At 58.5% G+C, this 26,472-nt stretch carries 25 protein-coding genes; 13 read left to right on the top strand and 12 right to left on the bottom strand.

The window, feature by feature from the left end; translation table 11 throughout:
* Nucleotides 1-3: 3 nt before the first annotated feature.
* Nucleotides 4-1,392: a phosphate ABC transporter permease subunit PstC gene (gene pstC, locus R6V78_RS08730; RefSeq protein WP_410288961.1), complete on the bottom strand. Its 1,389-nt coding sequence runs from the start codon at nucleotides 1,390-1,392 to the stop codon at nucleotides 4-6.
* 301 nt (nucleotides 1,393-1,693) lie between these two features.
* Between pstC and R6V78_RS08725 the strand changes: the two genes are divergently transcribed.
* Nucleotides 1,694-2,872, top strand: coding sequence for an MFS transporter (locus tag R6V78_RS08725; protein ID WP_410288960.1), 1,179 nt, complete (start codon nucleotides 1,694-1,696; stop codon nucleotides 2,870-2,872).
* A gap of 8 nt (nucleotides 2,873-2,880) precedes the next feature.
* The gene (locus R6V78_RS08720; protein WP_410288959.1) at nucleotides 2,881-3,084 is read left to right on the top strand and encodes a glutaminyl-peptide cyclotransferase; all 204 of its coding nucleotides are present in this window, start codon (nucleotides 2,881-2,883) and stop codon (nucleotides 3,082-3,084) included.
* On the opposite strand, the gene R6V78_RS08715 is transcribed toward R6V78_RS08720, so the two are convergent.
* The 4 genes from R6V78_RS08715 to R6V78_RS08700 form a co-directional block, all read right to left on the bottom strand.
* Nucleotides 3,058-3,972: a DMT family transporter gene (locus R6V78_RS08715; RefSeq protein ID WP_410288958.1), complete on the bottom strand. Its 915-nt coding sequence runs from the start codon at nucleotides 3,970-3,972 to the stop codon at nucleotides 3,058-3,060. The two genes, R6V78_RS08720 and R6V78_RS08715, sit on opposite strands and share 27 nt — an antisense overlap.
* Before the next feature lie 235 nt (nucleotides 3,973-4,207).
* The gene (locus R6V78_RS08710; RefSeq protein WP_410288957.1) at nucleotides 4,208-4,918 is read right to left on the bottom strand and encodes an FKBP-type peptidyl-prolyl cis-trans isomerase; all 711 of its coding nucleotides are present in this window, start codon (nucleotides 4,916-4,918) and stop codon (nucleotides 4,208-4,210) included.
* A gap of 118 nt (nucleotides 4,919-5,036) precedes the next feature.
* Entirely contained in the window at nucleotides 5,037-5,804 is a 768-nt protein-coding gene (locus tag R6V78_RS08705) for a CoA-transferase subunit beta (protein WP_410288956.1), read from the bottom strand.
* A gap of 59 nt (nucleotides 5,805-5,863) precedes the next feature.
* Nucleotides 5,864-6,967: a CoA transferase subunit A gene (locus R6V78_RS08700; RefSeq protein ID WP_410288955.1), complete on the bottom strand. Its 1,104-nt coding sequence runs from the start codon at nucleotides 6,965-6,967 to the stop codon at nucleotides 5,864-5,866.
* 204 nt (nucleotides 6,968-7,171) lie between these two features.
* Between R6V78_RS08700 and R6V78_RS08695 the strand changes: the two genes are divergently transcribed.
* The 4 genes from R6V78_RS08695 to R6V78_RS08680 are packed head-to-tail and all read left to right on the top strand — an operon-like array spanning nucleotide 7,172 to nucleotide 11,210.
* The gene (locus tag R6V78_RS08695) at nucleotides 7,172-7,606 is read left to right on the top strand and encodes a hypothetical protein (protein WP_410288954.1); all 435 of its coding nucleotides are present in this window, start codon (nucleotides 7,172-7,174) and stop codon (nucleotides 7,604-7,606) included.
* Between the two features lie 49 nt (nucleotides 7,607-7,655).
* On the top strand, nucleotides 7,656-8,639 hold the full coding sequence (locus R6V78_RS08690) for a TAXI family TRAP transporter solute-binding subunit (RefSeq protein WP_410288953.1): 984 nt from the start codon (nucleotides 7,656-7,658) through the stop codon (nucleotides 8,637-8,639).
* A gap of 13 nt (nucleotides 8,640-8,652) precedes the next feature.
* Entirely contained in the window at nucleotides 8,653-9,222 is a 570-nt protein-coding gene (locus R6V78_RS08685) for a DUF1850 domain-containing protein (RefSeq protein ID WP_410288952.1), read from the top strand.
* Complete coding sequence (locus tag R6V78_RS08680) at nucleotides 9,219-11,210, top strand: TRAP transporter permease (protein ID WP_410288951.1); 1,992 nt, start codon at nucleotides 9,219-9,221, stop codon at nucleotides 11,208-11,210. The genes R6V78_RS08685 and R6V78_RS08680 overlap by 4 nt, the downstream gene beginning before the upstream one ends.
* Nucleotides 11,211-11,513: 303 nt before the next feature.
* Here the strand turns inward: R6V78_RS08680 and R6V78_RS08675 are convergent, their stop codons facing one another.
* The 3 genes from R6V78_RS08675 to R6V78_RS08665 all read right to left on the bottom strand — a co-directional run bounded on the left by R6V78_RS08675 (nucleotide 11,514) and on the right by R6V78_RS08665 (nucleotide 15,555).
* Nucleotides 11,514-13,139 carry an acyl-CoA dehydrogenase family protein gene (locus tag R6V78_RS08675; RefSeq protein ID WP_410288950.1) on the bottom strand — a complete coding sequence of 542 codons (1,626 nt, stop codon included), beginning with the start codon at nucleotides 13,137-13,139 and terminating at the stop codon, nucleotides 11,514-11,516.
* 333 nt (nucleotides 13,140-13,472) lie between these two features.
* Nucleotides 13,473-14,543 carry an HD-GYP domain-containing protein gene (locus tag R6V78_RS08670; RefSeq protein WP_410288949.1) on the bottom strand — a complete coding sequence of 357 codons (1,071 nt, stop codon included), beginning with the start codon at nucleotides 14,541-14,543 and terminating at the stop codon, nucleotides 13,473-13,475.
* Between the two features lie 82 nt (nucleotides 14,544-14,625).
* On the bottom strand, nucleotides 14,626-15,555 hold the full coding sequence (locus R6V78_RS08665; RefSeq protein WP_410288948.1) for a nitroreductase family protein: 930 nt from the start codon (nucleotides 15,553-15,555) through the stop codon (nucleotides 14,626-14,628).
* 145 nt (nucleotides 15,556-15,700) lie between these two features.
* On the opposite strand from R6V78_RS08665, the gene R6V78_RS08660 reads away from it, so the two are divergent.
* On the top strand, nucleotides 15,701-16,567 hold the full coding sequence (locus R6V78_RS08660) for a YitT family protein (RefSeq protein WP_410288947.1): 867 nt from the start codon (nucleotides 15,701-15,703) through the stop codon (nucleotides 16,565-16,567).
* A gap of 342 nt (nucleotides 16,568-16,909) precedes the next feature.
* Here the strand turns inward: R6V78_RS08660 and R6V78_RS08655 are convergent, their stop codons facing one another.
* Both R6V78_RS08655 and rmuC read right to left on the bottom strand, forming a co-directional pair.
* Nucleotides 16,910-18,232: a porin gene (locus R6V78_RS08655; RefSeq protein ID WP_410288946.1), complete on the bottom strand. Its 1,323-nt coding sequence runs from the start codon at nucleotides 18,230-18,232 to the stop codon at nucleotides 16,910-16,912.
* A 121-nt stretch (nucleotides 18,233-18,353) separates the two neighbouring features.
* A complete protein-coding gene (gene rmuC, locus R6V78_RS08650) occupies nucleotides 18,354-19,829 on the bottom strand; it encodes a DNA recombination protein RmuC (protein WP_410288945.1) in 1,476 nt (491 codons plus the stop codon).
* 293 nt (nucleotides 19,830-20,122) lie between these two features.
* Between rmuC and R6V78_RS08645 the strand changes: the two genes are divergently transcribed.
* Both R6V78_RS08645 and R6V78_RS08640 read left to right on the top strand, forming a co-directional pair.
* A complete protein-coding gene (locus R6V78_RS08645) occupies nucleotides 20,123-21,064 on the top strand; it encodes an alpha/beta hydrolase (protein WP_410288944.1) in 942 nt (313 codons plus the stop codon).
* A 45-nt stretch (nucleotides 21,065-21,109) separates the two neighbouring features.
* Nucleotides 21,110-21,502, top strand: coding sequence for an NINE protein (locus R6V78_RS08640; protein WP_410288943.1), 393 nt, complete (start codon nucleotides 21,110-21,112; stop codon nucleotides 21,500-21,502).
* Between the two features lie 13 nt (nucleotides 21,503-21,515).
* On the opposite strand, the gene mtgA is transcribed toward R6V78_RS08640, so the two are convergent.
* A complete protein-coding gene (gene mtgA, locus R6V78_RS08635) occupies nucleotides 21,516-22,226 on the bottom strand; it encodes a monofunctional biosynthetic peptidoglycan transglycosylase (protein WP_410288942.1) in 711 nt (236 codons plus the stop codon).
* Between the two features lie 302 nt (nucleotides 22,227-22,528).
* On the opposite strand from mtgA, the gene R6V78_RS08630 reads away from it, so the two are divergent.
* The 4 genes from R6V78_RS08630 (at nucleotide 22,529) to msrB (ending at nucleotide 26,190) form a co-directional block, all read left to right on the top strand.
* A complete protein-coding gene (locus R6V78_RS08630) occupies nucleotides 22,529-23,128 on the top strand; it encodes a DNA-3-methyladenine glycosylase I (RefSeq protein ID WP_410288941.1) in 600 nt (199 codons plus the stop codon).
* Nucleotides 23,129-23,144: 16 nt separating this feature from the next.
* Nucleotides 23,145-23,855 (top strand): response regulator transcription factor, encoded by a 711-nt coding sequence (locus tag R6V78_RS08625; protein WP_410288940.1) that lies wholly within the window; start codon nucleotides 23,145-23,147, stop codon nucleotides 23,853-23,855.
* A 10-nt stretch (nucleotides 23,856-23,865) separates the two neighbouring features.
* Complete coding sequence (locus tag R6V78_RS08620; protein WP_410288939.1) at nucleotides 23,866-24,939, top strand: ATP-binding protein; 1,074 nt, start codon at nucleotides 23,866-23,868, stop codon at nucleotides 24,937-24,939.
* Between the two features lie 219 nt (nucleotides 24,940-25,158).
* Complete coding sequence (gene msrB / locus R6V78_RS08615) at nucleotides 25,159-26,190, top strand: peptide-methionine (R)-S-oxide reductase MsrB (protein WP_410289037.1); 1,032 nt, start codon at nucleotides 25,159-25,161, stop codon at nucleotides 26,188-26,190.
* An 80-nt stretch (nucleotides 26,191-26,270) separates the two neighbouring features.
* On the opposite strand, the gene R6V78_RS08610 is transcribed toward msrB, so the two are convergent.
* Nucleotides 26,271-26,472: 2-oxoacid:acceptor oxidoreductase family protein (locus tag R6V78_RS08610; RefSeq protein ID WP_410288938.1), on the bottom strand; the 202-nt coding region annotated here is incomplete at its 5' end.

The raw sequence follows: 26,472 nt of genomic DNA, 5'->3' as shown, positions 1-26,472 counted from the left end.
ATCCTATTCATACTGCTCCCGATATTTACGCACCACCACCAGCGCAACGACGTTCAGGACCAGCGTCACCAGAAACAGCAGCAATCCCAGGGCGAAGGCGGCCAGGGTTTTGGGGCTGTCGAATTCCTGGTCCCCGACAAGCAGGGTGACGATCTGGACCGTTACCGTAGTTACCGCTTGAAATGGGTTTGCGGTCAGATTGGCCGAAAGACCCGCTGCCATGACCACGATCATGGTTTCACCGATGGCGCGCGAAACGGCCAGCAGAAGACTGCCCACGATGCCGGGAAAAGCGGCGGGAATAATGACATGTCTGACGGTTTCGGATCGCGTGGCCCCCAGGGCATAGGCCCCGTCCCTGAGCGATTGCGGGACCGCGTTAATCACATCGTCGGAGAGGGAGGAGACAAAAGGTATAATCATCACGCCCATCACCAGGCCGGCGGCCATGGCGCTTTCCGAGGAGACATCCAGTCCCAGAACCGCGCCTGAATTACGGATAAAAGGGGCGACGGTCAGTGCGGCGAAGAAACCATAGACAACTGTGGGGATGCCGGCAAGAATCTCCATAAGCGGCTTGACCACCGCCCGGACGCGCCGATTGGCATATTCGGACAGGTATATCGCGGACATTAGGCCGATGGGTGCGGCAACCGCCATGGCGATCATGGATATCATCACCGTTCCCGCAAGGACCGGAACAGCCCCGAAGGCGCCCGAAGAACCGACCTGGTCGGAACGGATCGCCATCTGGGGACTCCAATCCAGACCGAACAGGAAATCGGTCAGGGGAACCGCTTTGAAAAAACGGATCGACTCATACAGCACCGAAAGAACGATTCCAATCGTCGTGAAGATGGCGATCATCGAACACGAAAGCAGTACCACCCGCACGATCCGCTCCACCTGGTTGCGGGCTCGCAATGCCGGCACAATTTTGGACCTGACAAAAAAAAGGGCCAGCAGCCCCAGCGAAACGGTGGCTGAGGCCAGGCTGATGTCGGAAATACGCTTGAGTTGTGCATAGCGGTCCGCAGCAGCCTGAATCACCGGATCCGCCATGGCGGAGACGATATTGCCGGCAATCAGATTGCGGATATCGTTAACCAGCAGATTGATGCGGCCTTGTGAAAGCGATTGGATTTCCGCAGGGAGTTCATCCAGCACGATGCGGGTAATGATCGCCGGTTCGATTGCCAGCCATGCCGCATAAACCACCAGGGCCGGAATACCGCACCAAAGAGCGGTCAGGGCGCCATAGTGAACGGGACGAGAGTGAAGCTTTTGCAGCCCCTGGTTGCCGCCGGCCACGGCAAATGCCTTTCTTCTGCCCATGAAATAGCCTACTGAGGAGAGCAGCAAAAGAACCAGAAGCAGATTGAATGGATTCATGTGTGTCGCTCGATGGCCGGTTAACGGTCTGTCAGCCGCGTCTTGGCATCCGGTTAGATTCGTGTTAGCGGGTCCGTCTTTCGCCGAATCCCGACGATTTCTTGAAATTGCAAAGTAGGGAGCTATTGTTAGGAAAATGTTAGCGCAAAGCTAGTTTTCGATGAGGCTTCGATTTCTGGGCCGATTGGGTCGGCATGATTCAGGACTTTCAGTCTTGACCTGGGCATCAGAGTTGCCTAACATGCCGGCTTTTTCCAAACGGATGAATAAACAACCCCCTGAACCAACGGCAACCATCCCAATGGTCGTAAAAAATCAGAACCATACCAACCTGAAAATACTTTTCGCCCTGACCCTGGTGCATTTCACCGGCGACTTCTACAGTGCCTTCACCACGCCTCTTTTTCCGGCTTTCATGGATAAACTGGACCTGACCCTGACCCAGGTGGGACTCATCGCCGGCGTCAACCGGTTTCTTTCTTTCATCGTTCAGCCGGTGGCCGGTTATATGGCCGACCGTTACCAGGGTCGCGCCATTATTCTGGGCGGGCTGCTCCTGGCCGTGGTCTTCATCCCCCTTGCCGGCATCGCCGGCAGCTACTGGATGCTGATGCTGTTCATCGCCCTGGGTTCCGTGGGGTCCTCGATGTTCCATCCCTGCGTGGCCGGTATGATTCCGCTCTATTCCGGCAAGCGCAAAGGCTTTTGCATGTCGGTGTTCAACACCGGCGGCACCCTGGCCTTTGCCGTGGGCCCTTTTTTCATCACCACCTTCGTGGTCGCTTTCGGCCTCGAGGCCATGCCGGTCACCATGGCCATCGGGTTGGCGGTCATGATTTACCTGTGGTTGGCCGTACCGGCTCCCCAAAGCGAGGGCATGGCCGTTCTGGGCTTGATGGGCACACTCAAGAAACAGTTCGGCACCGTGTGGAAATCCATTTTTCTGATCTGGCTGGTGATGGTGCTGCGGGCGGTGGTGGGCCAGTCGTTCATGACTTTCATGCCCGTATTGCTGGTAAGCCGGGGATACTCCCTGGTCTCCGGCGGCCTCATGATCACGCTGTTCACCCTGGCCGGCACGGTCAGCGGTCTGCTGGCCGGCTATCTGGCCGACCGGATGGGATCCAGGCCGATTTTCCTGGTTGCCCACCTGCTGATGACGCCGGCCCTCTTGATGATGCTTTCCCTATCGGGTTCATGGATCTTCGGCGGTGTGTTTGCGGCCGGCTTTTTCGTGCTGGCCACCCTGCCCCTGGGGGTGACCCTGGCCCAGGAGCTGGCACCGGGCGGACGCGCCATGGTGTCGAGCCTGATGATGGGGTTGGCCTATGGCCTGGGCGGAGCCGTGGCGCCGGTGGTGGGCAAGCTGGCCGATCTGTATTCGGTAGGCGACGTGCTGTGGGTCTTGTCCTTCCTGCCGCTGGCGACGATACCGCTGATCCTGCTGTTTCCCCGGGTCAACCGCCAGGCTGCAACCTGAATGTCGGGGTGATCGACTTTACGGGCTTGCTGGCCGCCCGGGATCGAAGCATCCATACGGATGTGCGCAACGGCATTGCCCATGACGCAGCCAATGATCGTCCCTTCGCCACCGCCAAGCGATGGCCCAAGCTTTTAAAGGTGCGCTTGAAACTGAAGGGAGGTCGGCATCCTGTCAGGCGATGGTCAGCCGCTTTTCACGGCCAGCTGTGAGCGCAGGGCCGGCAGGTCGAATTTTGCCAGCGCCAGGGCATTGCCCGCCAGGATCACGGCAACGCCCGCCACGGCGGGCGGTGACCAGTGATAGCCCTCGAACAAGGTGGAGATGATCAGGGCGATCACGGGAAACAACAAGGTGGCGTAGGAGGCCCGGTCGGCGCCGATTTTACCCACCAGGGTCAGATAGCAGCCGAAGGCGATCACCGAGCCGAACAGGGCCAGGTAAAGCAGGGAGATCACATAGGGCGCGGACGGATCGACAGTGAAAGGCTTTCCCGCGGTCAGGGCCACTGCCAGCATGAGCAAGGTCGCGTAGGCCATGCCGAAGGCGTTGGTCTGAACCACCGGCAGGCCGTGCCGTTGGTTGCGGGCGGACAAAATGTTGCCGAAGGAGGCCAAAAGGGTGGCGGCCATGCTCAGCACGAACCCCTTCAGGCCGTCGTCGGCCATGCTGAAGCCGGACAGCTCGGGCCAGAACACCAGGCCGATACCCAGGATGCCCAGGCCCGCGCCGCAGATCACGTTGGCCCGAACCGGGGTTTTCAGAAAGACGCGGCCGTTGAGGATGTTCCAGAAGACAATGGTGGAGAACATCACCGCTACGATGCCGCTGGTCAGGTGCACCTCGGCCAGGTAGAACAGCCAGTAGTTGACCGCAAACAGGCAGGCGCCCTGGAGGGCGATGAACAGGTGGTCACGCAGGCCAAAGCGCATGTTCAGGCCCCTCAACCAGCACCAGACGGCCAGAAGGACCGAGGCCAGGCAGAAGCGGTAGATCACGGATACCAGCGGATCCACTTCGCCCAATTGAAACTTGATCCCCAGCCAGGTCGATCCCCAGATGAACACCGTCAGGCCATAAAGTGACAGGTTTCTGATCACCGCGGTTTCCTCTTCGTGTTTTTCGCGACCATCGAATCAAGCCCAATCACCCCGCCGGCTTCCCCACCCAAAACGCAATGGAAAGGCGGCGCTTTTGCGATTGTTTCAGCCATCATCCCATGGACCGGAATCCGTCCTCGTTGGAAAACGCAATGATAGTGCCAACTATCAAGATCGGTTCGAGAAAGGTCCCTTCATGATCTTCATCTTGGCCCATGCGGCGGGCCGGACCGTTTTACTTGGAACCCTCCGCATCGACGGAGATGAGTTCCACTTCAAAGATCAGCGTGCTGTTGGGCGGGATTTGCGCGCCGGCCCCGCGTTCGCCGTAGGCCAGTTTGGAGGGGATGAATATTTTCCATTTGGCGCCCGGTTTCATGAGCTGGAGGGATTCGGTCCACCCGTTGATGACCTGGTCGAGCTTGAAGGTCGCGGGTTGCCCGCGCTTGTAGGAGCTGTCGAATTCGGTGCCGTCGATCAGGCTGCCGCTGTAGTTGACCGTCACCGTATCGCTGGCCTTGGGAGACGCTCCCTGCCCTTCCGCCAGCACCTGGTACTGCAGGCCGCTGGGAAGCGTCACCACGCCTTCCTGCTTGGCGTTGGCGGCCAGGAACTCCTCTCCCCGGGCAAGGTCCTGAGCGGCCTGTTCCTGCATGAACTTTTGTCTGGACTGGGCCATCTTTTGCTGAAGACCGCTTAGCTGATGCCGCATTTCCTCTTCGGTCAGCAACGGCTTGTTCTCTTTCAGGGCGTCCCGCACGCCGGCGGCGAGCATGTCGGGATTGACCGTCTCACCATACTTGCGGAAATCGCTCCCCATCTGGTAGCCCACGCTGTAGCTGGCCGCATCTTCCGGATTCTTGAACGCCGCCTTGTCTTTGGCCAATGCCGGGTTCAGCAACAACCCGGTGCACAACAAACTAAAAACAACATATCTCATATTCATCGACGCCCCCTTGTTAATGTGGTTCATCAAGCATGATGAACTGGTAAAAAGTCGATTATCGGACGGGGCCGTAACACCTGGAAATATGCGCAGAAGTAACCGTGTGTCAACAGCGCAATCAATCCTGCAAGATAAGTCGCTGCGGGTCGCATTGGCGACGCAGGATATCGAGTTCCCGGGGAGTCGGCGGCTCAACCGGACGGACGCGACCGGTCTCCACCGCAAATCCCATCCGTTCCAGAACCTGCTCCGGGGTAATGCCCGGGTAGCAGCCGGCCAGGTACATCCGCCGCGAGGCATCGTCAAAACGGAATACCGCCATATTGGTGATCACCAGCACCGGTCCGCCCTCGCACAGTCCGGCCCGGGCGCGTCCGTGGGGACCGTCGAGCCAGCCCGGGCAGGTCAGATAGTCCAGCTGCGGCACGAACTTGCGCGTTTCCTGCTGCATGAAAATGATCGTCCGGCCGACGAACGAGCCGACATCACAGGCGCCGCCGCTGCCGGAAAACCGCACGCCGGGCAGCCCGTAATCACCCAGCACCGTGGAGTTCAGATTGCCGTAGGGGTCGATCTGGGCAGCGCCTAGAATGCCGACCACATGCGTTCCGGTGCTGCGGTTTTGCATAAAGGCAAAGGCGTCGGCCAGGCTCCCGTGGACGGCGGCGCCGAGCATGACCCGCGAATCGCCCACGGCCATGGGAACCTCTTCGAGCTGTGAGTCGATGGCCCCGGTTTCAAAAAAGATAACGCTGTTGGGTGCGCTGATATGTTTGGCCGCCATGGCCGCCAGCATGGAAATGCCGGTGCCGCAGAAAACGATATCGCCATCCTTGATTTCACGGGCCGCTGCCAGGGCCATCATTTCGCGTGCAGAGTAACGCATTGAACCGTCCGTTTCTTCCTGAAATCCGGTTGATCAAATTCACCATTTACGGATGCACACTATCTCCGATCCAGCCCCGTGGCATAGCCCGTGCGCGGATCGGCCTTGATGCGCGCCAGCTGGTCCGGGTCCTGCAGCTCCAGGAAACCGGCATGGTCGGGCACATCGTGCACGCAACGCTTCAGGTAATCGGCATGCCGCTGCTCGTCCAGGGCCCAGCCGCGGTATGCGTTCAAAAAAACGGGATCGTAGTCATAGTACCGATAGCAGGCCGTGGGATAGGCACCATAGGGTACGGGGACCACGGCATCCACACAAAAAAAAGGCAGCTGGTTGCTCTCGGGCTGTCGCCGCAGCACTTGTGTATCCACCAGTTCCTCACAGGTGACGATCACCCGCCGGGCGGCCTTGGCCTGTTCGACGTCCGAAAAAGGCAGCCCTTCCATGCGCACCGTACCGGAGCGATCCGCCATTTGCACATGGATAATGGTGACATCCGGGGTGATGGCCGGCACCAGCAGCACGGTGGACGCGCCGCCCCAATCACCGAAAGGGTTTTCCAGGGACGCCAGCTTCAGGTCCGGCAGTTTGGCATCCGATTGACGCAACGCGCGCGGAAATCCCCACCGGGAAACGATGTCCGTGCCCATGCCGGAACGTACCGGTAAAAAGGGGAGGCCCATGGCTCCGGCGGCAAAGCGCAGGGTCATCTGGTAGTTGGAGTAATCCTCAACCTGCAGGTTGCCGGACTGCACCGCCTTGCGAAAACGGATGCAGGTGGGGGCGAAACGCCCGTTGCCAGCGTAGGCGATTTCCAGGCGCCCGACACACCCGCCGCCGATCAGTTCATCCACGCCCTGGCCGTTGGAGTGGGCATACAGGTGGAGCCCGGTCTTTTTCTGGCGCATGATTTCATAGACCGCCGCCATGGGGTTGCGGTTGACGGTAAACCCGCCGATGGAAATGTGGGCGCCGTTGAAGACAAACCGGTCGATGGCTTCCTTGAGTGTCATGACTTTGTCGATGGATGGATTCATGAACAGCGTGCCTTCCCCTGCATTCGATCGATCGTGGGTGTTCAACCGGATGGCCATGCCGATTCTGGTGCCGCGATTATTTTCGCACAGCCGTCCCTGCTTGCCGTTGTCCAACCTTTTTGTCAAGCGCTTCCGCTTGACAAAAGCCGGGCACTGGGGTTTAAGTAAAAACTTGAACGGCATATAAAATATTGAAAACCTTCAATGAACCTCTCCTGCAACCAAGCTGGAAAAGACGATTGCGGCCGGCCCGCGGTCCATCGGCTGGCGACCGTTACCCATTGTTGGAGGCATCAGGGTCCCATTCAATCCCCATACAAGGAGGCGATTATGCAGTTGAAACATTTCAGCGGTGCGCTTTTGGTGTTGACGGCGGTTCTCATGGGTCTGTTTTTCTCGGGCTGCGCGACGGCGCCGCCCCCCAATGTCAAGTCCAATACGTGCCAGATCCAAAAAATTGCGTGGGAGGTCGCCCCGCAGGCGGAAATTACGGCTTTCAGCTGCGCCATGGGCCCGCACGGGGGCGAAGATTCGCTGATCTTCACCGCCGGGTTGAAGAATGGTTCCCAGCAGCCGACCCGTTTCCGTTTGACCATCTTTCTGGACGAAATGGACAAGGCCGTGGCCTACCTGGTGCCGACCAGCGGAAAACCGCCGGTGCTGGCGCCCGGAGCCGATGCCACGGTTAAAATTCCATTCATGAAACACACCGTCATGCCCAACAAGATCCAGGTGCTCGTGACGACGGTGCGTGCAGACAACTAGGCTACCGGATTACAGACCGAACGTTCGGCAATCATTCAAGGAGGCGCATATGATGAGTTATCGATTCTCGCGGTTGTCCATCGCTGTTCTGGCCCTGATCGTTATCATGTTGTCCGCAGGATCCGTTCCGGCCAAAACCAGTTTCATTTCCATCGGCACGGGTGGCACCGGCGGCGTATACTATCCCTATGGCGGCGGTGTGGCTGAAATCTGGTCCAAGCATGTGCCCGGCGTGAAAGCCGTGGCCGAAGTGACCGGTGCCAGTGTTGAAAATATCCGCCTGGCCCACCGGGGTGAAACCGTCGTAGGCCTGGTCATGGGCGATGTGTCCATCGCCGCTTATGAGGGGGCCACCCAGTTCCAGGGCAAAAAGCAGGACGTGCTGACCATGGCCGCCATGTATCCCAATCTGCTGCAGGTGGTCGCTTTGAAAGCCAGCGGGATCACCAACCTCGAACAACTCCGGGGCCGCAGCATCAGCACCGGCAGTCCGGGCAGCGGCACCAATTTCATGTCCGAGGCCGTACTGAAAGCATTGGGTATCGAACCGAAGGATTACCGGGACAGCCGCCTCTCTTTTACCGAAAACGCCAACGCGCTCCGGGACGGGACCATCGAGGTGGGGTTCTGGTCGGTGGGCCCGGGCACCAGTTCCATTCTGGATCTGGCGACGACCCACGATATCCACGTCATCGGGGTTACGCCCCAGCAGGCCGACAAGATCGTGGCGGCCAACCCGACCTATTCGGCGGTCGATCTGAGCGCCGGTGTCTACCGCGGTCAGGACCAGGCGGTGCCGACCATCGGCGTCTGGAACGTGATGATCTGCCAGGGCTCGCTGGATACGGAACTGGTTTACAAATTGACCAAGGCGCTTTTCGATCATAACGACTATCTGGTCAAGATTCATCCATCGGCCAGCTATACCGTGCCAAAGAACACTGCCGTCTATTCACCCATTCCCCTGCATCCGGGCACGATCAAGTACCTCGAGGAAAAGGGTGTCGAGGTGCCGGCCAAATTGATGCCTTAATTGGAACCGGCGCGTGGCTGATGCGACCATAAAAAGCGGGCCCCATCGCCTTTACAAATTCGGACCGGCGGCTTTGGCCGCTTTGACGGCGCTGGCATTGCTGGCGGGATTTTTGCTTCCCGGCGGATTGCTGCTCAGCCTGACGCCCGTCACGGGCGGCCGTCCGCTGGTCCGCATTTGGATGGACCCCGGGGAGCGCTTTACGATCCGTTACATCCATTCGGTCGAACACTCCCCGGTATGGGAGACCCACAGCGTGGATGCCCGGGGAATCATCCATATCGAAGAGGAGCGCTATCTGAAATTGGGTGCCGGCATGGGCCAGATGCCAGGGGTGGGCAAACTGGTGCGCAGGGGTCCGTATGAGGTCATCGAGGATATGCACCGGCCCACCGGAGACTTTGTGCTGCGAATCGGATCGGCAGGGGTCGATCACACCCTGATCTGGCGCGATCGCACCATCAACCTGACCGCCCTGGCGCCCCACACGGCAGTGCAACTGTCCGCCCGTCCGATCAACCGGCTTCAACGCCTGCGATACGAGCGACTTTTTTCCACCCTCTCAAAAAGTGACGGCCCATGACCCGAAATGCCTCCCCAGACCAGCAAATCCCAAGCGCAAATGGTTTAACCGTCAGGCTGCTGACGGCCAGAATCGTGACCGTTGTGGCCATCGGCCTGAGCCTGTACCAGTTGTATACCGCCGGGATCACCACCCTGACCGCCCTGGTACAGCGCTCCATCCATTTGTCGGCCATTTTAACGCTGACCTTCCTTTTGTATCCCATGCACCGGGCCCTGCGCAAGGATCGCTTCAATCTGTGGCTGGTGATCGACTGGCTGCTGGCCGCCGTGGCCATCGCCTGCACGCTTTACATCTGGGTGAACCTGGGCGCTATTTTTGAACGCCAGGGCGACTGGCTGCCGGCGGACATTGTGGTGAGCACCGTGGGGACCCTGCTGGTCCTGGAAGCCTGCCGCCGGGTCGTCGGCTGGGCCATGGGCCTGATCTGCCTCATCGCCCTGCTCTACGCCTATTTCGGCCTTTATATGCCGGAAATAATCATGCATAAAGGCTATGGCATCGAGCGCATTGTAACCACGTTGTGGCTGACCACCGAGGGGATCTTCGGTCTGCCCCTGGGCGTGGCGGCCACATTTGTCTATGTTTTCGTATTGTTCGGGGCCATTCTGGAATCGACGGGCGGCGGCAATTTCTTCATCGAGATGGCCCATGCCTTGACCGGCCGCTTCTCGGGCGGTCCGGCCAAAACCGCGGTGGTGGCTTCCGGTTTTCTGGGCTCCATATCAGGGTCCGCCGTGGGCAACGTGGTGGCCACCGGCTCGTTCACCATTCCCATGATGAAAAAAGTCGGCTACCGGCCCCACGTGGCCGGCGCCATCGAAGCGGCGGCATCCACCGGCGGCCAGTTGATGCCGCCCATCATGGGCGCCGGCGCTTTCCTGATGGCCGAGTTCACCAACACCAGCTACCTGACGATCATCAAGGTGGCTTTGGTGCCGGCCATCATGTACTACCTGACCGTATTGTGCTTTGTACACATCGAAGCCCAGAAGCACGGGCTGCAAGGACAGCCCAGGGAGAGTCTGCCCAAGGCCTGGCAGGTACTCAAGAACGGCATTCACTTTGTCATTCCCGTGGTGATCCTGATCTATGTGCTGGTTGCCAACTATTCGCCCATGATGGCCGGTTTTGTGGCTGTGGTGAGCACCTTGATCACCAGTTGGGTGGTGGAAAGCGGTCGCTGGTGGACCCAGTCACGCAAGCCGGACGAATCCCGCATCGGCGCCCTCCAATTCGTCGGCAGTCAGACGCGTTTGACCCTCGGAGCCCTGGAAAAAGGGGCCCGCAATGCCGTCATGGTGTCGGTGGCCTGCGCCGCGGCGGGCATTATCGTGGGCATGGTGACGCTCACCGGCATGGGGCTGAAGTTCTCCTCGCTGGTGCTGGACCTGAGTTACGGCATCAAGGCCCTGGCGATCCTGCTCATCGGCGCGGCATCCCTTGTCCTGGGTATGGGCCTGCCGGTGACGGCCAGTTACATCGTGCTGGCCACCCTGGCCGGCCCCGCCTTGCTGGATATGGGAGTTCCCATCGTGGTGGCCCACATGATTGTCTTCTGGTATTCCCAGGACGCCAATGTCACCCCGCCGGTCAGCCTGGCCAGCTTTGCCGGTGCGGCGGTGGCCGGCGCCAATCCCATGCGGACCGCTTTCACCTCCTGGAAACTGGCCAAAGGATTGTACATCATCCCGCTGGTGATGGCCTATCGGCCGCTATTGGGGGTCGGGCCGGACTATTCGCTGATGCACTGGGAAGTGATCCTGACCATGCTGACGACCACCTTGGGACTGGTGGCCTTTGCCGCCACCATCGAACGCTATTTCATCAGGCGCGCCACCCTGGTGGAAACCGCCCTGTTCGCCGTGGCCACCGTGGGGTTGTTGTGGCCGGTTGCGTGGGTGGACGGTGTGGGGATGATCGCTTTTATCGCCGCCATCGCGCTGCAGGTGATGAAGCCTTCCCCGGTGGCGGCGCTTGGCGGATAGGCCAGACCACGACATCCTTTGCAGGCATGCCCTTGTACCGGCAAGCCAACTTGACGGACCCGCAAAAAGTCAATTCTCCCTTTCAGCGATCATACCAGCGCCGCGTAGGATGGGTGCAGCGCAGCGCAACCCATCGTGATATCCGCAAGAACCTTGAAGGGTTGCATAAAAACCGATCTCGATGACTGCGTAACCAAGCCGATTTACCACAGAGGACAAAGCGATCACGGAGTTAACTTACTCAAAATAAGGTCTTTTCCCAGTGGCCTCAGGCACTCTCTGTGGTGAAAAATGTAGGGCGTCTTATTTGTGTGCATGCGTGTACCAAGCGCCGGCTCCCGCATTCACTTCCTCGACGGCCAGATCCTGGTAGGCATGCAACAAACGGTGGCAGAATTCGTCCCAGCGCCGGCATATTTCCACCGTGGCCGGTTGATCGTCCATGAGGCTGAGGTGGGCAACCAGTTCTTCAATCGCTGCGGCCAAATCGGCGACAAGCGCACGCTCCGCCCCGCTCAGAAGATTGCGGACGAATTCCGCCGGGGCATACCACGGCAGCGCCTGTTGCAGGTCCCGGTGGATCTGGCTGAGCAACACATTGCGCGGTCCCTCCCAGAGTTCATTGACCGCGGCATCCCGGTACAACCTGGGCAGGCAGGAAAAATCCTCCATCACGCCGTGACCGCCGAAGATCGACATGGCCATGCGCACCTGATCCACCGCATCCCGGGAGGCGCCAATCTTCTGCAGCATCACCAGTTCGCGGACATCGAACCGTCGGCGCCGCAATGCGATGGGCTCGGCCGGATTCAGGCCCACCTTGACCTTTCCGTCCAGTTGCAGGAACTGCCGGTAGAGCTTGAAGGCGCCGGCGGTCGATCTCCGGGCGCTGTTCTCGAGGCCGGCGATTTGACCGGCCACCATCGGGAACCGGCCGATGCGCTGACCGAAGGCATCCCGGAATTCACTGTAGAGCCTGGCCTCACGGGCGGCCCGGGTCATGCTAGCCGCGCCCGAAAGTCCGACCGTCAAACGGGAACAGGTCAGGACAACGCCCACGACATGCGCCAGACCGCGATCCAGGGGACCAACCGGATAGGCCAGCGCCCCGTTGAAGGTGATCTCCGCCGTGGCCAGTTCACACGTCCCCATCTTCCACTTGAGCCGGTCGATGGTAAAGCCGTTGCGGATCTCCTTGGCCTTGTCGCCCGGCAGCCAGGAGGGAACCACGAAGATCGCGATCTTTTCGGAACCGGCCGGCTTGGCGGTCACCACGGCATAGTCGGCATGGGTGGCCGAACAAAAAAACTTGTTCCCGTAAAGTCTCCAGTTCTCCCCTTCCCTCACCGCCTCCAGCATGTTGGCCGGAACATCCGATCCGCCCTGGATCTCCGAAAGATACTGGGCGCCGACGGCAAAATCTCCATCGCGGCCTTCCTTGCAGTGGGCCAGGATCGCCAGGGTTTCAGGGGTATCGGCAAAAGCATCCAAAAGCGCCACCAGGCCTTCGGTGCAGGTCAGGGGACAGGCAGTCCCGGCTTCGCCGTTCTGGTAGATCAAAAACATCTTGACCAAACGCGCCCAGGGGTCGGTTTTCCCGGAAAACAGGGCTTCACTGAAAACATTTTTTTCCATGGTCAGCATTTCCATGGGCCGCACAATCCGGTCGATGCGATGGTGATGGCCATCGTAATGCAGGATCAAGGGCCGGTTTTCGGGTCGGGACGCAATGTCGGCCAGATCCCGCCAGCGGTAGGACGCTTTGGCAGAGAGTTGCCGGGCCGCCTCGTCTACGGCCTGCCAGCCGTCGCCGGCGCAGTGTTTGACCACCTTCTGGATGAACGGGTCGTCGGCATAATAGTCGACACGGTCGCGCCGGCTCAGGAATTCATCGAATGCATAGGGGTTGGCTGGGTTGGGCAGGCTCATCACATCCTCCGATCTGTTCCGCATCAAGATAAAACCCATTGGGTAAACAGGAACGTATGTTTTCCACCGCCTTCCCCACGAATCAAAATTATTAAAATGAACCATTCCACGCAAAAGAGGCTTTCTGCTTTTGGGAGATATCCGGGATACGATAGAAACACTTGTTCGGCTCCAAAACACGAATCGATTACCAAAGGAAGATCGATTCATGCCTGACAATGGGAATGACCCCCGTGTCATTCCCGTTCCAATCAACATTACCGATATTGCCCGCCGCCGGCGGCGGAGTCGTCCCCCAGATCCCCGGTGAGCCGGTTGCCGGATGAATGCCCGCTACAGGGATTGCATCTGCGTGGTGACAAACACCGAGGCCCCCTTGGCGCTCTTGAACTGGAAACGTTCACCCTCCACCAGATCCAGGCAGGCGGAAACCACATCGGGATCGTATAGCGTGCCGCTGTTGCTGGTCAGTTCTCCCATGGCCTTTTTCAATCCCAGTGAGGGACGATAGGGACGATGGGATCCGATGGTTTCGAATACATCGGAGACGCTGAGAATTCTGGCCTCCATCATAATGGCTTCCCCGAAAAGGCCATTGGGATAGCCTGAACCGTCCATACGCTCGTGGTGCTGGAGGACGATTTCGGCCAAGGGCCACGGAAAATCAATTTTTTTCAGGATGTTGTATCCCGAATACACATGCGTCTGGATCATTGCGTACTCGGGGCCGCTGAGCCGGCCTGGCTTGCAGAGGATCTCCCCGGGTATGGTGAGCTTTCCAAGGTCATGGATGATACTGGCCATGTACAGGCCGTAGACACGGTCTTCCGAAAGCCCCATGTCCCGGGCAATGGCGCAGGCAAGATCGGCCACCCGGCTCTGGTGTCCCGACGTGTATGGGTCGCGCATTTCAACCGCCAGCGCAATGGCCTGAACAGACCCCTCCATGGCTTGCTTGAAGCGCTCCACGTTTTTATGCAGCTCCTCGGCGGCCTGTTTGAGCTTCTCCCGGGTCTGCCGTTCTATCAACACCCGTTTCAACCGCGCAACGATCTCCGCAAGCCGGATGGGTTTCTCGATAAAATCGCTGGCTCCATAGGCGATGATCTCCTCGTAGGCGAAATTATTGACCAGGCCGGTGATGATAATCACGTCGGCATCGAAATGGTCTTTAATCCGGCGGCAGAGGTCGAGGCCGCTCATCCCCTTCATCTGGACATCGGAGATGACCACCTCCACCGGATCCGACCGCAGGATATTCAACGCCGCCTCTGCGCTGTCCGCAGTCAGGCACCGACACCCGGAGGCCTGGATACCGTAAGAGAGGATATCGCGGATATCATCATCGTCATCCACCACCAGAACCAAAGGGGATGACCCGTCGTCGTTGATTATGGATTGCATGGCATCCTCCGGTAAGACAGTATGGTAAATCGCCAAGGCTGGGCCAGAAAAATAACTTGAACAAGATTAAGCGATTTTTGACTTAATCTGCATAACGGATTACGACCGGTCTCCGACCGGCCACCCGCCGATAGGTTTCGCAGGGCCAACCCAGGGCGATAACGGCATGGGGGGTTTCATGGTCGGGAATGCCCAGCATCCGGACGATGGCTCGATCCCGTCGCATGGCCGCGATGACAAAACCGATCAGACAGGTCCCAAGCCCCATGGCATGGGCGGCCAGCAGCATGTTTCCGGTTGCCAGCAGGGCGTCTTCGCCCGGGCAGGAAGCGTCATCGTCGGCGGATACCACAATCACGGCGGTGGCTCCGTGAAACAGCAGATCACGTTCACCGCTGTCCCAGGCTGCCAGACCCATCTTCACCGTAGGATAGTGCAGACGAAAGTAGACGTCCAGCTCCGGCTTGCCGATCCATTTCAATGCGGTCCGGAGCCACCGGTTCTCAGCCATACGGTTGGTTTTCCTGAAAAATTCACCCACCCGGCGTCCCAGCCGGTTGACGGCCTGACGGTCCGCCAGGATGGTGAACGTCCATGGCTGGCAGTTGGAGCCCGACGGTGCGGTGATGCCCGCCTTGACCAGATCTTCCAACAGCGTTCGATCCACCGGGCTGTCGGAATAGTTCCGGCAGGATCGCCGTGAGCCCATGAGGTTGACCAGGGCGGCGGTATCGAATCGGCCATGGGGCAGCCAACCGGTATCCGCGGCGAAGGTGTGAAATTGCATCAGCAGCGGGTCCACCGCCGCCACCCGGATGGCTTCCAGCGGACACGCCGCCGCACAATGGTCACAATTCAAAGAGGTCGCTCCCTGAACCACGGCTTTCCCGCCTTCGATGGCCAAAGTCTGTTTGGGGCACACGGGTATGCACAGGCCGCAGCCGATGCATCGGTCGGGATCGATGGCCGTTGTCACCTCACGGTCCGGTATTTGTTTTTGGGTGTCGGTCATTTTTTTGGCTCTGCGGCTTGACATGCGGTGATGCAGCGTTACAATCGATGCTTTTGGAAAATGTCCATGCTGGTGCGCCGCCGTCCGTATACATGGGCACCATGAAGGAATTCGCATCTTCAGGCAACCTCAGAGGATTCACCAGATGAAAAAGATCCTGTACCACCAGTTTATCTCATCCGTACTGTGGAACCTGTTCCTGATTTCGGCAGGATCCATCGTTTTCGGCGTCGGATTGAAGTCCATCGCGATCCCCCACGGATTCATCACCGGCGGCATTTCCGGTCTGACCCTGCTGTTCTACTATGTCAGCGGGCTTCTGTCACCGGGGTTATGGTACCTGCTCGTCAACATCCCCATCTTTCTTGTGGGGTGGGTCCACATCAGCCGGCGGTTCTTTTTTTACAGCCTGTTTGGCGTTGCCGCCCTGTCTCTGACCATCGATCTGATCGGGTTCACCCTGCCCATCAAGGAGCCGATGCTGGCCGTGCTGGCCGGCGGCGTACTCATGGGTGCCGGATCCGGCCTGGTGCTCCACTCGTTGGGTTCAGCCGGGGGCCTGGACATTATCGGCATCATTCTGAACCAGAAATTCAGCCTCCGCATGGGCACCTTCTACTTTGCCTTCAACCTGGTGCTGTTCGCCTTCAGCTTTGGCGCACTCGACACCGATCTGGTGCTCTATTCCCTTTTCATGAGCTTTATTTCGTCCCAGACGCTGGATTATGTATTGGCCTTTTCCAATCAGCGCAAGATGGTATTCATCATCTCCGATTTGAACGACCGCATTGCCAAGGAGATCCATGACCGCCTCAGCCGGGGGGTCACTTTCCTGAACGGCAGCGGGGGGTACACGGGCAAAGCAAAGAAAGTCATCCTCACCGTGGTCCACAACTACCAGTTAAAGCGCGTGGAGGAGGCGGCCCTGTCCATCGACCCGGAAGCCTTCATCATCACGGAAAATACCTTCAACGTGCTGGGCAGGGGGTTTTCGAGGCGCAAGGTGTATTGATGGCTGACTAGAAAAAAAAACCGACCACCACCCCCGGGTCAAGACCAAAAGCAGCCGCCGATGACCATCGCAGTAGCGAAGGCATCGGCAGCGCTTTTTTATCCCGGCTGGGGGTCCTTACTGCGAATCCTTTTGCGGTATTTTTTGCACGTCGTTTTCTTTCTCCGCAGGCGGGCCAAAGATAACAAAACCACCCTTTTCACCGGAGAAGAGACCGGGCCCGGGTTTCTCGTCACGGTCGTCGTGGTATTCAAAAGGCCGCGGTGTCGACGAGCAGCCGGTTATGCCGAATACCATTAAAACAGCCGACATCACACAGATCCATTTCCATTTGGGTTGCATTTAAAATTTCACCCGCATGCCTGTCATGACCGCATTGATGTTGTCGTAATTCTCACCATTTCTGTCCAGCTTGTGGAACCGGTAGCCTAAATAGGCCTCGGTACCCCACGTCTGAAGGTCCTGAACCATCTGAAATCCCATGACATCCGCATCGTCGCCGTTGGTGCTGATGTCCGAGTAGCGGCCATAATCGGCCGACAGCGAGGTCACCCCCAGTGGGCACCAGCGGCCCCGGTAGCCGAACTTGGTATAGAAATAGGCGCCATCATCCCGGCCGGCGCCCTTATGGTCCCGGGTTCCCATGGCAAAGGTGCCGTTGAATCCGGAATCATGCAGCACGGAAATCGAAGCGCTCAGTTGATCGTCAATCGTGTCCGAGGTGCTGCCGGGATTGGCGTAGGCCGCGGCCGCAGCCAGTTTGAAGGCATCGATTAGTGCGCTGTAGCGCACGGCGAAATCCCCGCCACCATCGGAGATATAGGAGGTCGATCCGACGAACCCGTTGAAGTCGGGGGTGTCGTAGCGAATGCGCTCCTGGCGGCTCAGACCGTCCATGTTGCTGAAGACGCTGCCGATCCGGGTACCGGACAGGCTGTCCGAGTTATTATCGTAAAATAGCTGGCCGCCGGCCATGCTGGCGATGTCGGAGTATCCCACCACACTGGTGCCGGACAGGTCCACTTCCGAAGAATGATCCGATGCGGTACTTCCCCATCCCAGTGAAAACTTACCGATCGTGTTGCCATCCACCCACAGATCCAGATGGCGCTTTTCAAACGTGGCGTCCTCCAATCTTCTATCATCTTGGTTGACCAGGTTGCTGGGGTTGGTCTGGTACTCCACTTCGATGCGGGTGCCGATGGCATATTTGTCGTTGGGTTCGATGGTTCCCTCCAGCCCTACGCGGGTAGAGGAGTTGTCATTGTCCACCAGGTAAACGTTATCGTCGTCGCCGTCGTTGCTATACAACACCGCCTTGTTCACCTGACCGTATATTTTGACACTGCCTTTGGAGTTTCCGGCTTTGACCGCCGCAGGGCTGTCCGTGGCCGCCTTGACCGTGGCCTTGGCTGTCTGTCCTTTGAGCGCCTCCACCTGGCCTTGAAGCTGTTCAAGGGTTTGTTGCTGGGCTTCAATCTGGGCCTGTTGTTGCCGGATGATTTTTTCGAGGCGCTCCAGCGCTTCCTGATCGGCACCATACGCGGAAAAGGCGCTCAAGCCGCATGCAAGCGCCACAAACCACAAAATTTTCAACCGACTCCTCCATCCGGTCAATCCCATTTCAACCTCCTTTATCTGTTGTTCGTGCGCCACTTTTTTCATAGCATAAATCCGAAAACATGCAAATGGGGAACCAGGCAGGTCTCAGGATCGCGTCAATGGTCCCTGGCAATGCGGGTATGGTTGCGGAAGTATCCTTGCGGGCAAACGACAAACGGCGGTCCTAATTCTCTTCAGGCAGGGAATCTGATGCAAAAGCGCCGGGAAGCGCCTTGTTGGCTTTAACCCCCAGGGTCTTGAGTTGTTCGGCACGGCGAACCAGGTTGCCTCTGCCCGTAAAGAGCCGTTCCCGTGCGGTGCGGTAGGCATCTTTGGCCCGGTCCAGCTGCCGCCCCACCTCTTCCAGCACCTCGATGAAACCGATAAATTTATCGTATAATCCACCGGCCTGGCGGGCGATCTCCAGGGCGTTTTCATTTTGGTCCGCATGGCGCCAGATGTTGTGAATGGTTCTTAAGGTCACCAGAAGGGTGGACGGTGAAACCAGGATCACGTTCTTTTCGAAGGCTTCCCCGAACAGGGAACGGTCATGCTCCACGGCTGCAAAAAAAGCGGCCTCGATGGGCACGAACATGAGCACGAAATCCAGGCTGCGGATCCCCTCCAGGTCCTCGTAGTGCTTTTCGCTGAGGCCTTTGAAGTGGGTCCGCAGGGAGGTCAGATGCGCTTTGATTGCGCTGGCCCGAACCGTTTCATCGGTGGATGCGTGATAGCGTTCGTAATCCTTGAGCGACACCTTGGCATCGATGATGACATCCCTGCCCTGGGGAAGCCGGACAATCACGTCGGGCTGGCAGCGGCTGCCGCTGCATCCGGTCAGACTCACCTGGGTTTCATAGGCACGCCCCTTTTCCAGACCCGATGCCTCCAGAATGCGCTCCAGAATGACCTCCCCCCAGCCGCCCAGGGTTTTCACGTCGCCTTTGAGGGCATTGGTCAGGTTCAGGGCATCCTTGCCAATGCGCGCGTTAATGTTTTTCAAGTGGCTGATCTCGTTGAGCAGGGTCGCACGATCCCGGGATTCTTTATCGTAAACATCTTCCACCCGCTTTTTGAAATCACCCAACTGCTCACGCAGGGGGCCGATCAGTCCATTCATCTGGGATTTGTTGTGCTCGGCAAAGGTCCTGCCCTTCTCTTCCAGGATCCGCTCCGCCAGATCCTTGAACTCAACCGTCAGCCGCTCCCGGGCATCGTTGAGCAGGGCGATCTTTTCTTGGGACTGACGGCGCTCGGCATCCAGCCGGGTGGACAACTCAGACAGCTTTTTTTCCAGGGTCAGGTTGGCGGCGTTAAGCTGTTGCTGCTCCTGTCGGCGCTTTTCCAGGGAGTCCTCCAACACGGGAATCCGGGTGACGGCTTGGGCCAGGGCCGCCTTTTGCGCTTCCAGTTCGCCCATGACCTCCCGGCGTCGATCCAGTTGGGCCTCGACCGAAGCCATATCGGCGTGGACCCGATCCAGTTGACTCCGGACCGATAACAATTTCTCCTCCAGGGCAGTCTTTTCCATCTTTGACAGGCGTGCCATGGCGACCAAGTCGGCCTTCAACCGGGATCGAATCACCAGCAGGGCGATGGCCGCAACCAGAAGAAGGCCGGCCGCACCGCCCATTGCATAAATCATTTGAATCTGCGTCATCGAATGCCCCCTGAATGCAGAAATCAGGCAAATCCCCGTACATCGGTGGAGATCAAAATACCCGTTTATACGAAATATTTGGTCACAAATCCACCCTTCCCCTTGCCACGCTGAAAGGTAATTGATGCCGCCGGTGCAAAATCCTATTGACCAGACCTTGGCCCAGGCGCCGTCCTTCCTTGCCGGCCATGCCCCCTTGAACGATACGGCCCAGCTTCCCATCGCCGCCGACAATTAAACGTTCACGCCGTTGACCCCGCCCGCTGTTCTCTGTTAAAGGTTTACACGTTTCCATGCAACGTCTCCAGGAGAAATACATCCCCGTGGCGGTTGATTATGACCATACGATCACCAGGCAATTGGATAGACTCGACGGCTATCTGCATGAATCGGAATCCCGATGCTCCGGCATCAGGCACGGTTGCGAGAAAAAAATCGTCTGGCATGAAAATAAACGCCAACTGCGCGATCTTGCCATCGTTTACCTGCATGGCTTTTCTGCCAGCCGCATGGAGACCTGGCCCCTGTGTGATCGACTGGCAGAGGCCATGGGCGCCAACCTGTATTACACGCGCCTCACCGGCCATGGGCAAAATGGACATGCAATGGCCGCCGCCACGGTAAACGATTGGCTGAACGACGGCATGGAAGCCATGGCCATCGGCCGTCGACTCGGAAAAAAAATCATCCTGGTGGGCACCTCCACCGGAGCAACCCTGGCTACCTGGCTGGCGGCCCGGCCGGTTGACGCCCCGCTGATCCACAGCTTGATTCTGCTCTCGCCCAACTTCTTCCCCAAAAACCCCCTGGCGGCTGCAGCCCTCTGGCGCCCGGCAATACGATTATTCGAATGCTGTTTCGGCAGTCGGCGGAACTTCGACGCGGTCAATGCCCGTCACGCCCGATTCTGGACGGTATGCTATCCAGTCAGGGCCATCGCCACCATGATGCATCTGGTCCGCCTGTCCTGGCGAATCGATTTAAATCACACCACCATTCCTGTGCTGATGATGGTCAACCCCCGGGATCGGGTGATCAACGTCACCCTGGCCGTCAAACGGTTTCGTGACTTTTCCTCCAGGCGGAATAAACTGGTTTTTTTTACGAGCAACCGGGATTTGGGCCACCATATTCTGGCCGGTGACATCCTTTCACCGGGCACTACCCAAAAGGCGCTGGCAATTATCCGGAAATTTCTCCGCGATATCGCACTTGTTGACCCGGATGCACCTTGAATGCAAATGCAGCCATCAACCTCAAATGGCCGGGAGAGCAACCATATGGCAGATGACAATACCCACCTTAAATCGGTAGGCTACACGCTCTGGATCTTCGGATTCACCGGTGCCCATCGGTTTTACTTCGGCAAACCCATCTCGGGCACCATCTACTTTTTCACCCTCGGACTGCTGGGCATCGGCTGGGTCATCGACCTGTTCCTGATCCCTTCCATGGATCGACAGGCGGGTATCCGGTTCCGCAGCGGTCGCATTGACTATACGGTGGCCTGGGTGCTGCTCACCTTCCTGGGTTTGCTGGGCATCCACCGTATGTACCTGGGAAAATGGCCGACCGGCGTCGTCTATCTGTTGACCGGCGGCATCTTCGGGCTGGGCTACCTTTATGATTTCTGGACCCTGAACGATCAGATCACGGTAATAAACGGGTCGTAAGAGAACGCCGTGCTCATTGGCTGTTCCGTTTTACAAAACGGGTGCCTCCCAGCATATTCATCTGCTCGATGATCTGCCAGGCCCGGCGGATCACATAGTCCGACGGCCGGCTGGCCGACATGCGCCTGGGACTGGGAAGTATGGCCGCCAGGGTGGCGGATTCCCGCTGATTCAGCCGAGCAGCCGGTTTGTTGAAAAACCGCTGGCCGGCCGCCTCCACACCGAAGACACCCTGGCCCATTTCCGCAATATTGAGATAGACTTCCAGGATGCGGGTTTTGGGCCACATGATTTCCATAAGCAGGGTGAAGTAGACCTCGAGCCCCTTTCTCAGGTAGTTTCGTCCCGACCACAGAAACAGGTTCTTGACGACCTGCTGGCTGATGGTGCTGGCGCCGCGGGGATGTTGGCGGGTGCGATTGTCCTTGAAGGCATCGGCAATGGCCTTCAGATCCAGCCCCCAGTGGTCGAAGAAATTCTGATCCTCCGAAGCGATGACGGCCAGGGCCACATGTGGGGAGATCCGGTTCATGGGGGTCCATCGGTAGTCGACAGCGATGCCGGACAGACGCTGCTGCAGCATAAAGGCGCTCGTGGGTGGTGGTATCCAGCGCAGAAGCAGAACCATCGACAGGCTGGCTATGACGAGGCAGGCGGCGGCCTTCCACAGCAGGCCGAACACGGACCAGCGCAATCGTCTGTTTGTCGGCAAAACCTTGGACATGCTTTCTCCTTTAAGCCTTCATAATGCAAGGGAATGGGTACAATCAACCCGATTCAAGCGAAGATGGGGTCCAACATGCTAAACTTGGCCCGGCGGATCAAGGACGCATTTTTGCAGGCAAGGGTCCTTAAAACTGATCGGCCTGATGACAATCATTATTTGCTGAGCTGGGATCAGGTGGTCGATAAAGGTCGACCGTTTTGCCTTAAACGCTTATGTGATATATAAGCACAGCATTAACGCTATCCACTGCCTGAAAAAACATTCAGGAAACTGACCGATAAGTGAGCCGGAGGACTGCCATGGACGCACACAACCGCCAACGCTGCGCATGGCCCGGGGACGACCCGGTAATGATCCGCTACCACGACAGCGAGTGGGGTGTACCGGTCCACGAGGACCGCAAGTGGTTTGAATTCATGGTCCTGGATGCTTTTCAGGCCGGCCTGTCGTGGAAAACGGTGCTGCACAAACGCGAGGCCTTCCACAAGGTTTTCTACGGTTTTGACCCGCAATGCGTGGCCGGGATGTCGGAAAACGCCATGGCCGCGGCCATGGCCAACCCGGCGATCATCCGCAACCGGCTCAAGATCCGGGCCGCCGTCAAGAATGCACGGGCGTTTCTCCGCCTGCAGGAAGCCCACGGCAGCTTCGACAGATTCATCTGGGCCTTCACCGGGGGCCGGGTGATCCAAAACCGCTGGACAGCAAGCGAATCGGTGCCGGCAAACTCGAATTTGTCCGCTGCCGTCAGCAGGGCACTGCAGCACAAAGGCTTCACCTTTGTGGGCAGCACCATCTGCTACGCTTTTCTGCAGGCCGCGGGAGTGATTAACGACCATCTGGTGGGCTGCTTCAGGCATCGCCAACTGAGCACCGGCCTATCGGCTGAAGAGAGATAGGCATCGGGGATTCCATATGGAAAAACACGGCCCAAAAACGGTTCTGGTGGTCGAGGATGATGAAAACACGCTATCCCTGATTGCCCTGTATCTGGAACGGGAGGGATTTTCACCAGTGACCGCCGGCGACGGGGAAGCGGCCCTGCGTCTGGCCGGCCAACACAAACCCGATCTGGTGATCCTCGACCTGATGATTCCCGAAGTGGATGGCTGGGAGGTCTGCCGCCGGTTGCGGCAGGATTCCAATGTACCGGTAATCATGCTCACCGCCCGGGGCGAGGAGATCGACCGGGTGGCCGGCCTCACCTTGGGCGCCGACGATTATGTGGTTAAACCCTTCAGCCCCCGCGAACTGGTGGCCCGGGTCAAGGCCGTACTGAGACGGTCTGCTCCTCGAGCCCAAAAGCAAGCCTCCGTTCTGATTCACGGTGCGGTTCGTCTGGATCTTGAAAAAAGGCGCCTCAGCGTGGAAAACCAGCCGGTTTCACTGACGCCCCATGAATATGCACTGATGGCAGCCCTCATGGCAGCCCCGGGACGCACCTTTACCCGCGACGAATTGCTGGACCGCCTCTATCCCAGGGGCGAAGCCGTGGTCATTGACCGGGTGGTGGACGTTCACATCGGCAAGCTGCGCCAGAAAATAGAACCCGCACCCGCAGCCCCGCAATATATCCTCACCGACCGCGGCATCGGCTACCGCTTTGCGGACCGGCAGCCGGGATGAGCTAAAAACCATGGTCAAGCGCTACCTGATCATCAAACTGCTGGCGGTCAATCTGGTGGTGGTGGGATTCGCCGTGGTGGTGGTCTGGCTGGCCATCGACACCCTGGCCGCCGGCTACTTTGTCACGCTTATGGAAAAGTACCACATCTCTCCCGGACCCGCCCACGCCATGTTCGTCGATGCCGTGCACCGATACTTGATCTGGGCCTTTGCAGGCGCCATCGGCCTGGCGATAATGCTCAGCTTCGTGATGAACCGCCGCATACTGGGCCCCCTGACCCGCATGAACGCCATCACCGGTGAAATCGCCGCGGGTAATTTCTCGGCACGGGTGCCGGTGGCCGCTGCCGACGAGGTTGGCCAACTGGCCCGGGCCTTCAACCGCATGGCGGAGAAACTGGAAAAGATCGAACGCCTGCGCCGATCCCTGATGATCGATGTGGCCCACGAGCTGCGCACGCCGCTGACCAACATACGCGGTTACCTGGAGGCCCTCAACGACGGGGTGCTGCCCCCCGCCCCGGAGACGTTCTCCCTGCTCCAGGACGAAACCCTGCGGCTGGTTCAGCTGGTGGAAGACGTGCTGGCCCTGGCCCGGGCCGACGCCGCCGGCGGACGACTTCAACCAACCGACATCGATTTGAAGGCCATGCTTGAAACCACCCTGGCCGCCTTCACGCCGGCACTGAACAAGAAATCGCTGACCGTCAACATAAAGGGCTGCCCAACGCCCGTGACCATCCACGCCGACCGGGACCGCCTGGGCCGGATCCTGCGCAACCTGACTGACAACGCGGTTCAATATGCACCCCAGGCAACCGAGATCGCCATCACCCTTGGCATGCAATCCGACTATGTCCGCGTAGACTATGCCAACGCCGCTGGGGAGGTGCTCTCCGACGACCTGTCCTATCTTTTCGAACGCTTTTACCGGGGTGAGAAATCCCGCTCCCGCAGGCATGGCGGTGCCGGCATCGGCCTGTCCATCGTCAAGGAACTCGTGGAGGCCCATGGGGGAAATGTGCATGCCGAACTGACCGCGGGAACCCTCCACATCGGCTTCACCATCCCCATCCCTCAATAGCCTTCCCCTTGAAATTCTTTACCTGATCTTTACCTTAACGTTACACGCCCCTCAACCGGGTGTCTTATTGTCTGTCCAAGAAAACCTTGAAACGGATGGATAAACTGGAGGTGTGTAATGAAAAACACAATGATTGCAGCATGGGTTCTGATCTCGATCTTCTTCGGTTGCCAGCAGGTCGGAAGCATGGATGCAAAAATGGAGAAGTCCATGGATAAAATGGTTGAAAATTCACGTTCGGCCGTCTTTGCCGGCGGCTGTTTCTGGTGCACGGAATCGGATTTCGAAAAAGTGGACGGTGTGATCCAAGCGGTGTCGGGCTACACCGGCGGTGGGGTGGACAACCCCACCTACCAGCAGGTTTCTGCCGGGGGAACCGGCCATGTGGAAGCCATCAAAATCGTCTACGACCCCACCAGGGTTTCTTACAAACAACTGTTGGACGTGTTCTGGCGCCACATCGATCCGACTGATGCGGGAGGCCAGTTCGTCGATCGGGGGGACCAGTACCGCAGTGTCATATTCTACGCCACCGAAGAAGAACGGCAACTGGCCGAGACCTCAAAGCAGGCGTTGGCCGCCTCCGGTCGTTTTGACCGTCCGGTCGTTACCGACATCCTGCCGCTGGAAACTTTTTATGAGGCCGAAGACTACCACCAGGATTATTACAAAAAGAATCCGCTGCGCTACACCTGGTACCGATCCGGCTCGGGAAGGGACCGTTTCCTGGAAATGACCTGGGCCGGTGAGACGGTGAAATTGGGAACAGAAATGTCTCCCACAACGATGGACAAGGTGAAAAAGGCCACGAAGTACGAGGTTCCACCGGATGAGCAGCTCAAGCAGACGCTCACCCCGATGCAGTACAAGGTCACCCGTGAAAACGGCACCGAACCGCCATTTAACAACGAATACTGGGACAACCACGCAGCGGGCATCTATGTGGACGTGGTTTCCGGGGAGCCCCTGTTCAGTTCAATAGACAAATTCGATTCGGGAACGGGGTGGCCCAGTTTTACCCGTCCCCTGCAGCCGGAAAACGTGATCGAAAAAAAGGATACGAGTTTTTTCATGGTACGCACAGAAGTGCGCAGCAAGCATGGCGACACCCACCTGGGCCACCTCTTTGAAGACGGCCCCAAACCCACCGGGCTGCGCTACTGCATCAACTCGGCGTCCCTGAAATTCATCCCCGCCGACGAGTTGGAAAAAGAGGGCTATGGCAGCTTCCAGAGCCTGTTCGAAAAATAATGCGGCTGCCGCCGCACAGGTGTTGAACCCTCCCCGCGGCGTGCCGCGGGGAGGGCGCTCGCTGTCGCGGTTCAGATCAATCATTTCTTCACGTCCCGGCCCAGTTCCAGCCCCAGTTCCAGGGCCTGCCGGTTCATCTCGATAAATCCCGGCGGGATGCGCTGTTCCAGCACCTTCATGATCGACTCCGCCTTGACCAGCTGGGTCAGTCCCACCACTGCACCCAGCATGCAGATATTGAACACGATCGGTTTGCCGATCCGCTCCATCACCGCCTGGTAC

This window comes from Desulfosarcina sp., from assembly GCF_046496365.1.
Taxonomy (GTDB): domain Bacteria; phylum Desulfobacterota; class Desulfobacteria; order Desulfobacterales; family Desulfosarcinaceae; genus Desulfosarcina.
This window is presented reverse-complemented; position numbering and strand designations above follow the sequence as displayed.

Bases quoted from the DNA above. Each gene is read 5' to 3' on its own strand.
- R6V78_RS08645 (WP_410288944.1), top strand. From the start codon at position 20,123: ATGCAACGTCTCCAGGAGAAATACATCCCCGTGGCGGTTGATTATGAC.
- R6V78_RS08705 (WP_410288956.1), bottom strand. From the start codon at position 5,804: ATGCGTTACTCTGCACGCGAAATGATGGCCCTGGCAGCGGCCCGTGAA.
- R6V78_RS08625 (WP_410288940.1), top strand. From the start codon at position 23,145: ATGGAAAAACACGGCCCAAAAACGGTTCTGGTGGTCGAGGATGATGAA.
- mtgA (WP_410288942.1), bottom strand. From the start codon at position 22,226: ATGTCCAAGGTTTTGCCGACAAACAGACGATTGCGCTGGTCCGTGTTC.
- R6V78_RS08640 (WP_410288943.1), top strand. From the start codon at position 21,110: ATGGCAGATGACAATACCCACCTTAAATCGGTAGGCTACACGCTCTGG.
- msrB (WP_410289037.1), top strand. From the start codon at position 25,159: ATGGTTGAAAATTCACGTTCGGCCGTCTTTGCCGGCGGCTGTTTCTGG.
- pstC (WP_410288961.1), bottom strand. From the start codon at position 1,392: ATGAATCCATTCAATCTGCTTCTGGTTCTTTTGCTGCTCTCCTCAGTA.
- rmuC (WP_410288945.1), bottom strand. From the start codon at position 19,829: ATGACGCAGATTCAAATGATTTATGCAATGGGCGGTGCGGCCGGCCTT.
- R6V78_RS08695 (WP_410288954.1), top strand. From the start codon at position 7,172: ATGCAGTTGAAACATTTCAGCGGTGCGCTTTTGGTGTTGACGGCGGTT.
- R6V78_RS08710 (WP_410288957.1), bottom strand. From the start codon at position 4,918: ATGAATATGAGATATGTTGTTTTTAGTTTGTTGTGCACCGGGTTGTTG.
- R6V78_RS08665 (WP_410288948.1), bottom strand. From the start codon at position 15,555: ATGACCGACACCCAAAAACAAATACCGGACCGTGAGGTGACAACGGCC.
- R6V78_RS08680 (WP_410288951.1), top strand. From the start codon at position 9,219: ATGACCCGAAATGCCTCCCCAGACCAGCAAATCCCAAGCGCAAATGGT.
- R6V78_RS08675 (WP_410288950.1), bottom strand. From the start codon at position 13,139: ATGAGCCTGCCCAACCCAGCCAACCCCTATGCATTCGATGAATTCCTG.
- R6V78_RS08660 (WP_410288947.1), top strand. From the start codon at position 15,701: ATGAAAAAGATCCTGTACCACCAGTTTATCTCATCCGTACTGTGGAAC.
- R6V78_RS08630 (WP_410288941.1), top strand. From the start codon at position 22,529: ATGGACGCACACAACCGCCAACGCTGCGCATGGCCCGGGGACGACCCG.
- R6V78_RS08620 (WP_410288939.1), top strand. From the start codon at position 23,866: ATGGTCAAGCGCTACCTGATCATCAAACTGCTGGCGGTCAATCTGGTG.
- R6V78_RS08690 (WP_410288953.1), top strand. From the start codon at position 7,656: ATGATGAGTTATCGATTCTCGCGGTTGTCCATCGCTGTTCTGGCCCTG.
- R6V78_RS08725 (WP_410288960.1), top strand. From the start codon at position 1,694: ATGGTCGTAAAAAATCAGAACCATACCAACCTGAAAATACTTTTCGCC.
- R6V78_RS08655 (WP_410288946.1), bottom strand. From the start codon at position 18,232: ATGAAAAAAGTGGCGCACGAACAACAGATAAAGGAGGTTGAAATGGGA.
- R6V78_RS08670 (WP_410288949.1), bottom strand. From the start codon at position 14,543: ATGCAATCCATAATCAACGACGACGGGTCATCCCCTTTGGTTCTGGTG.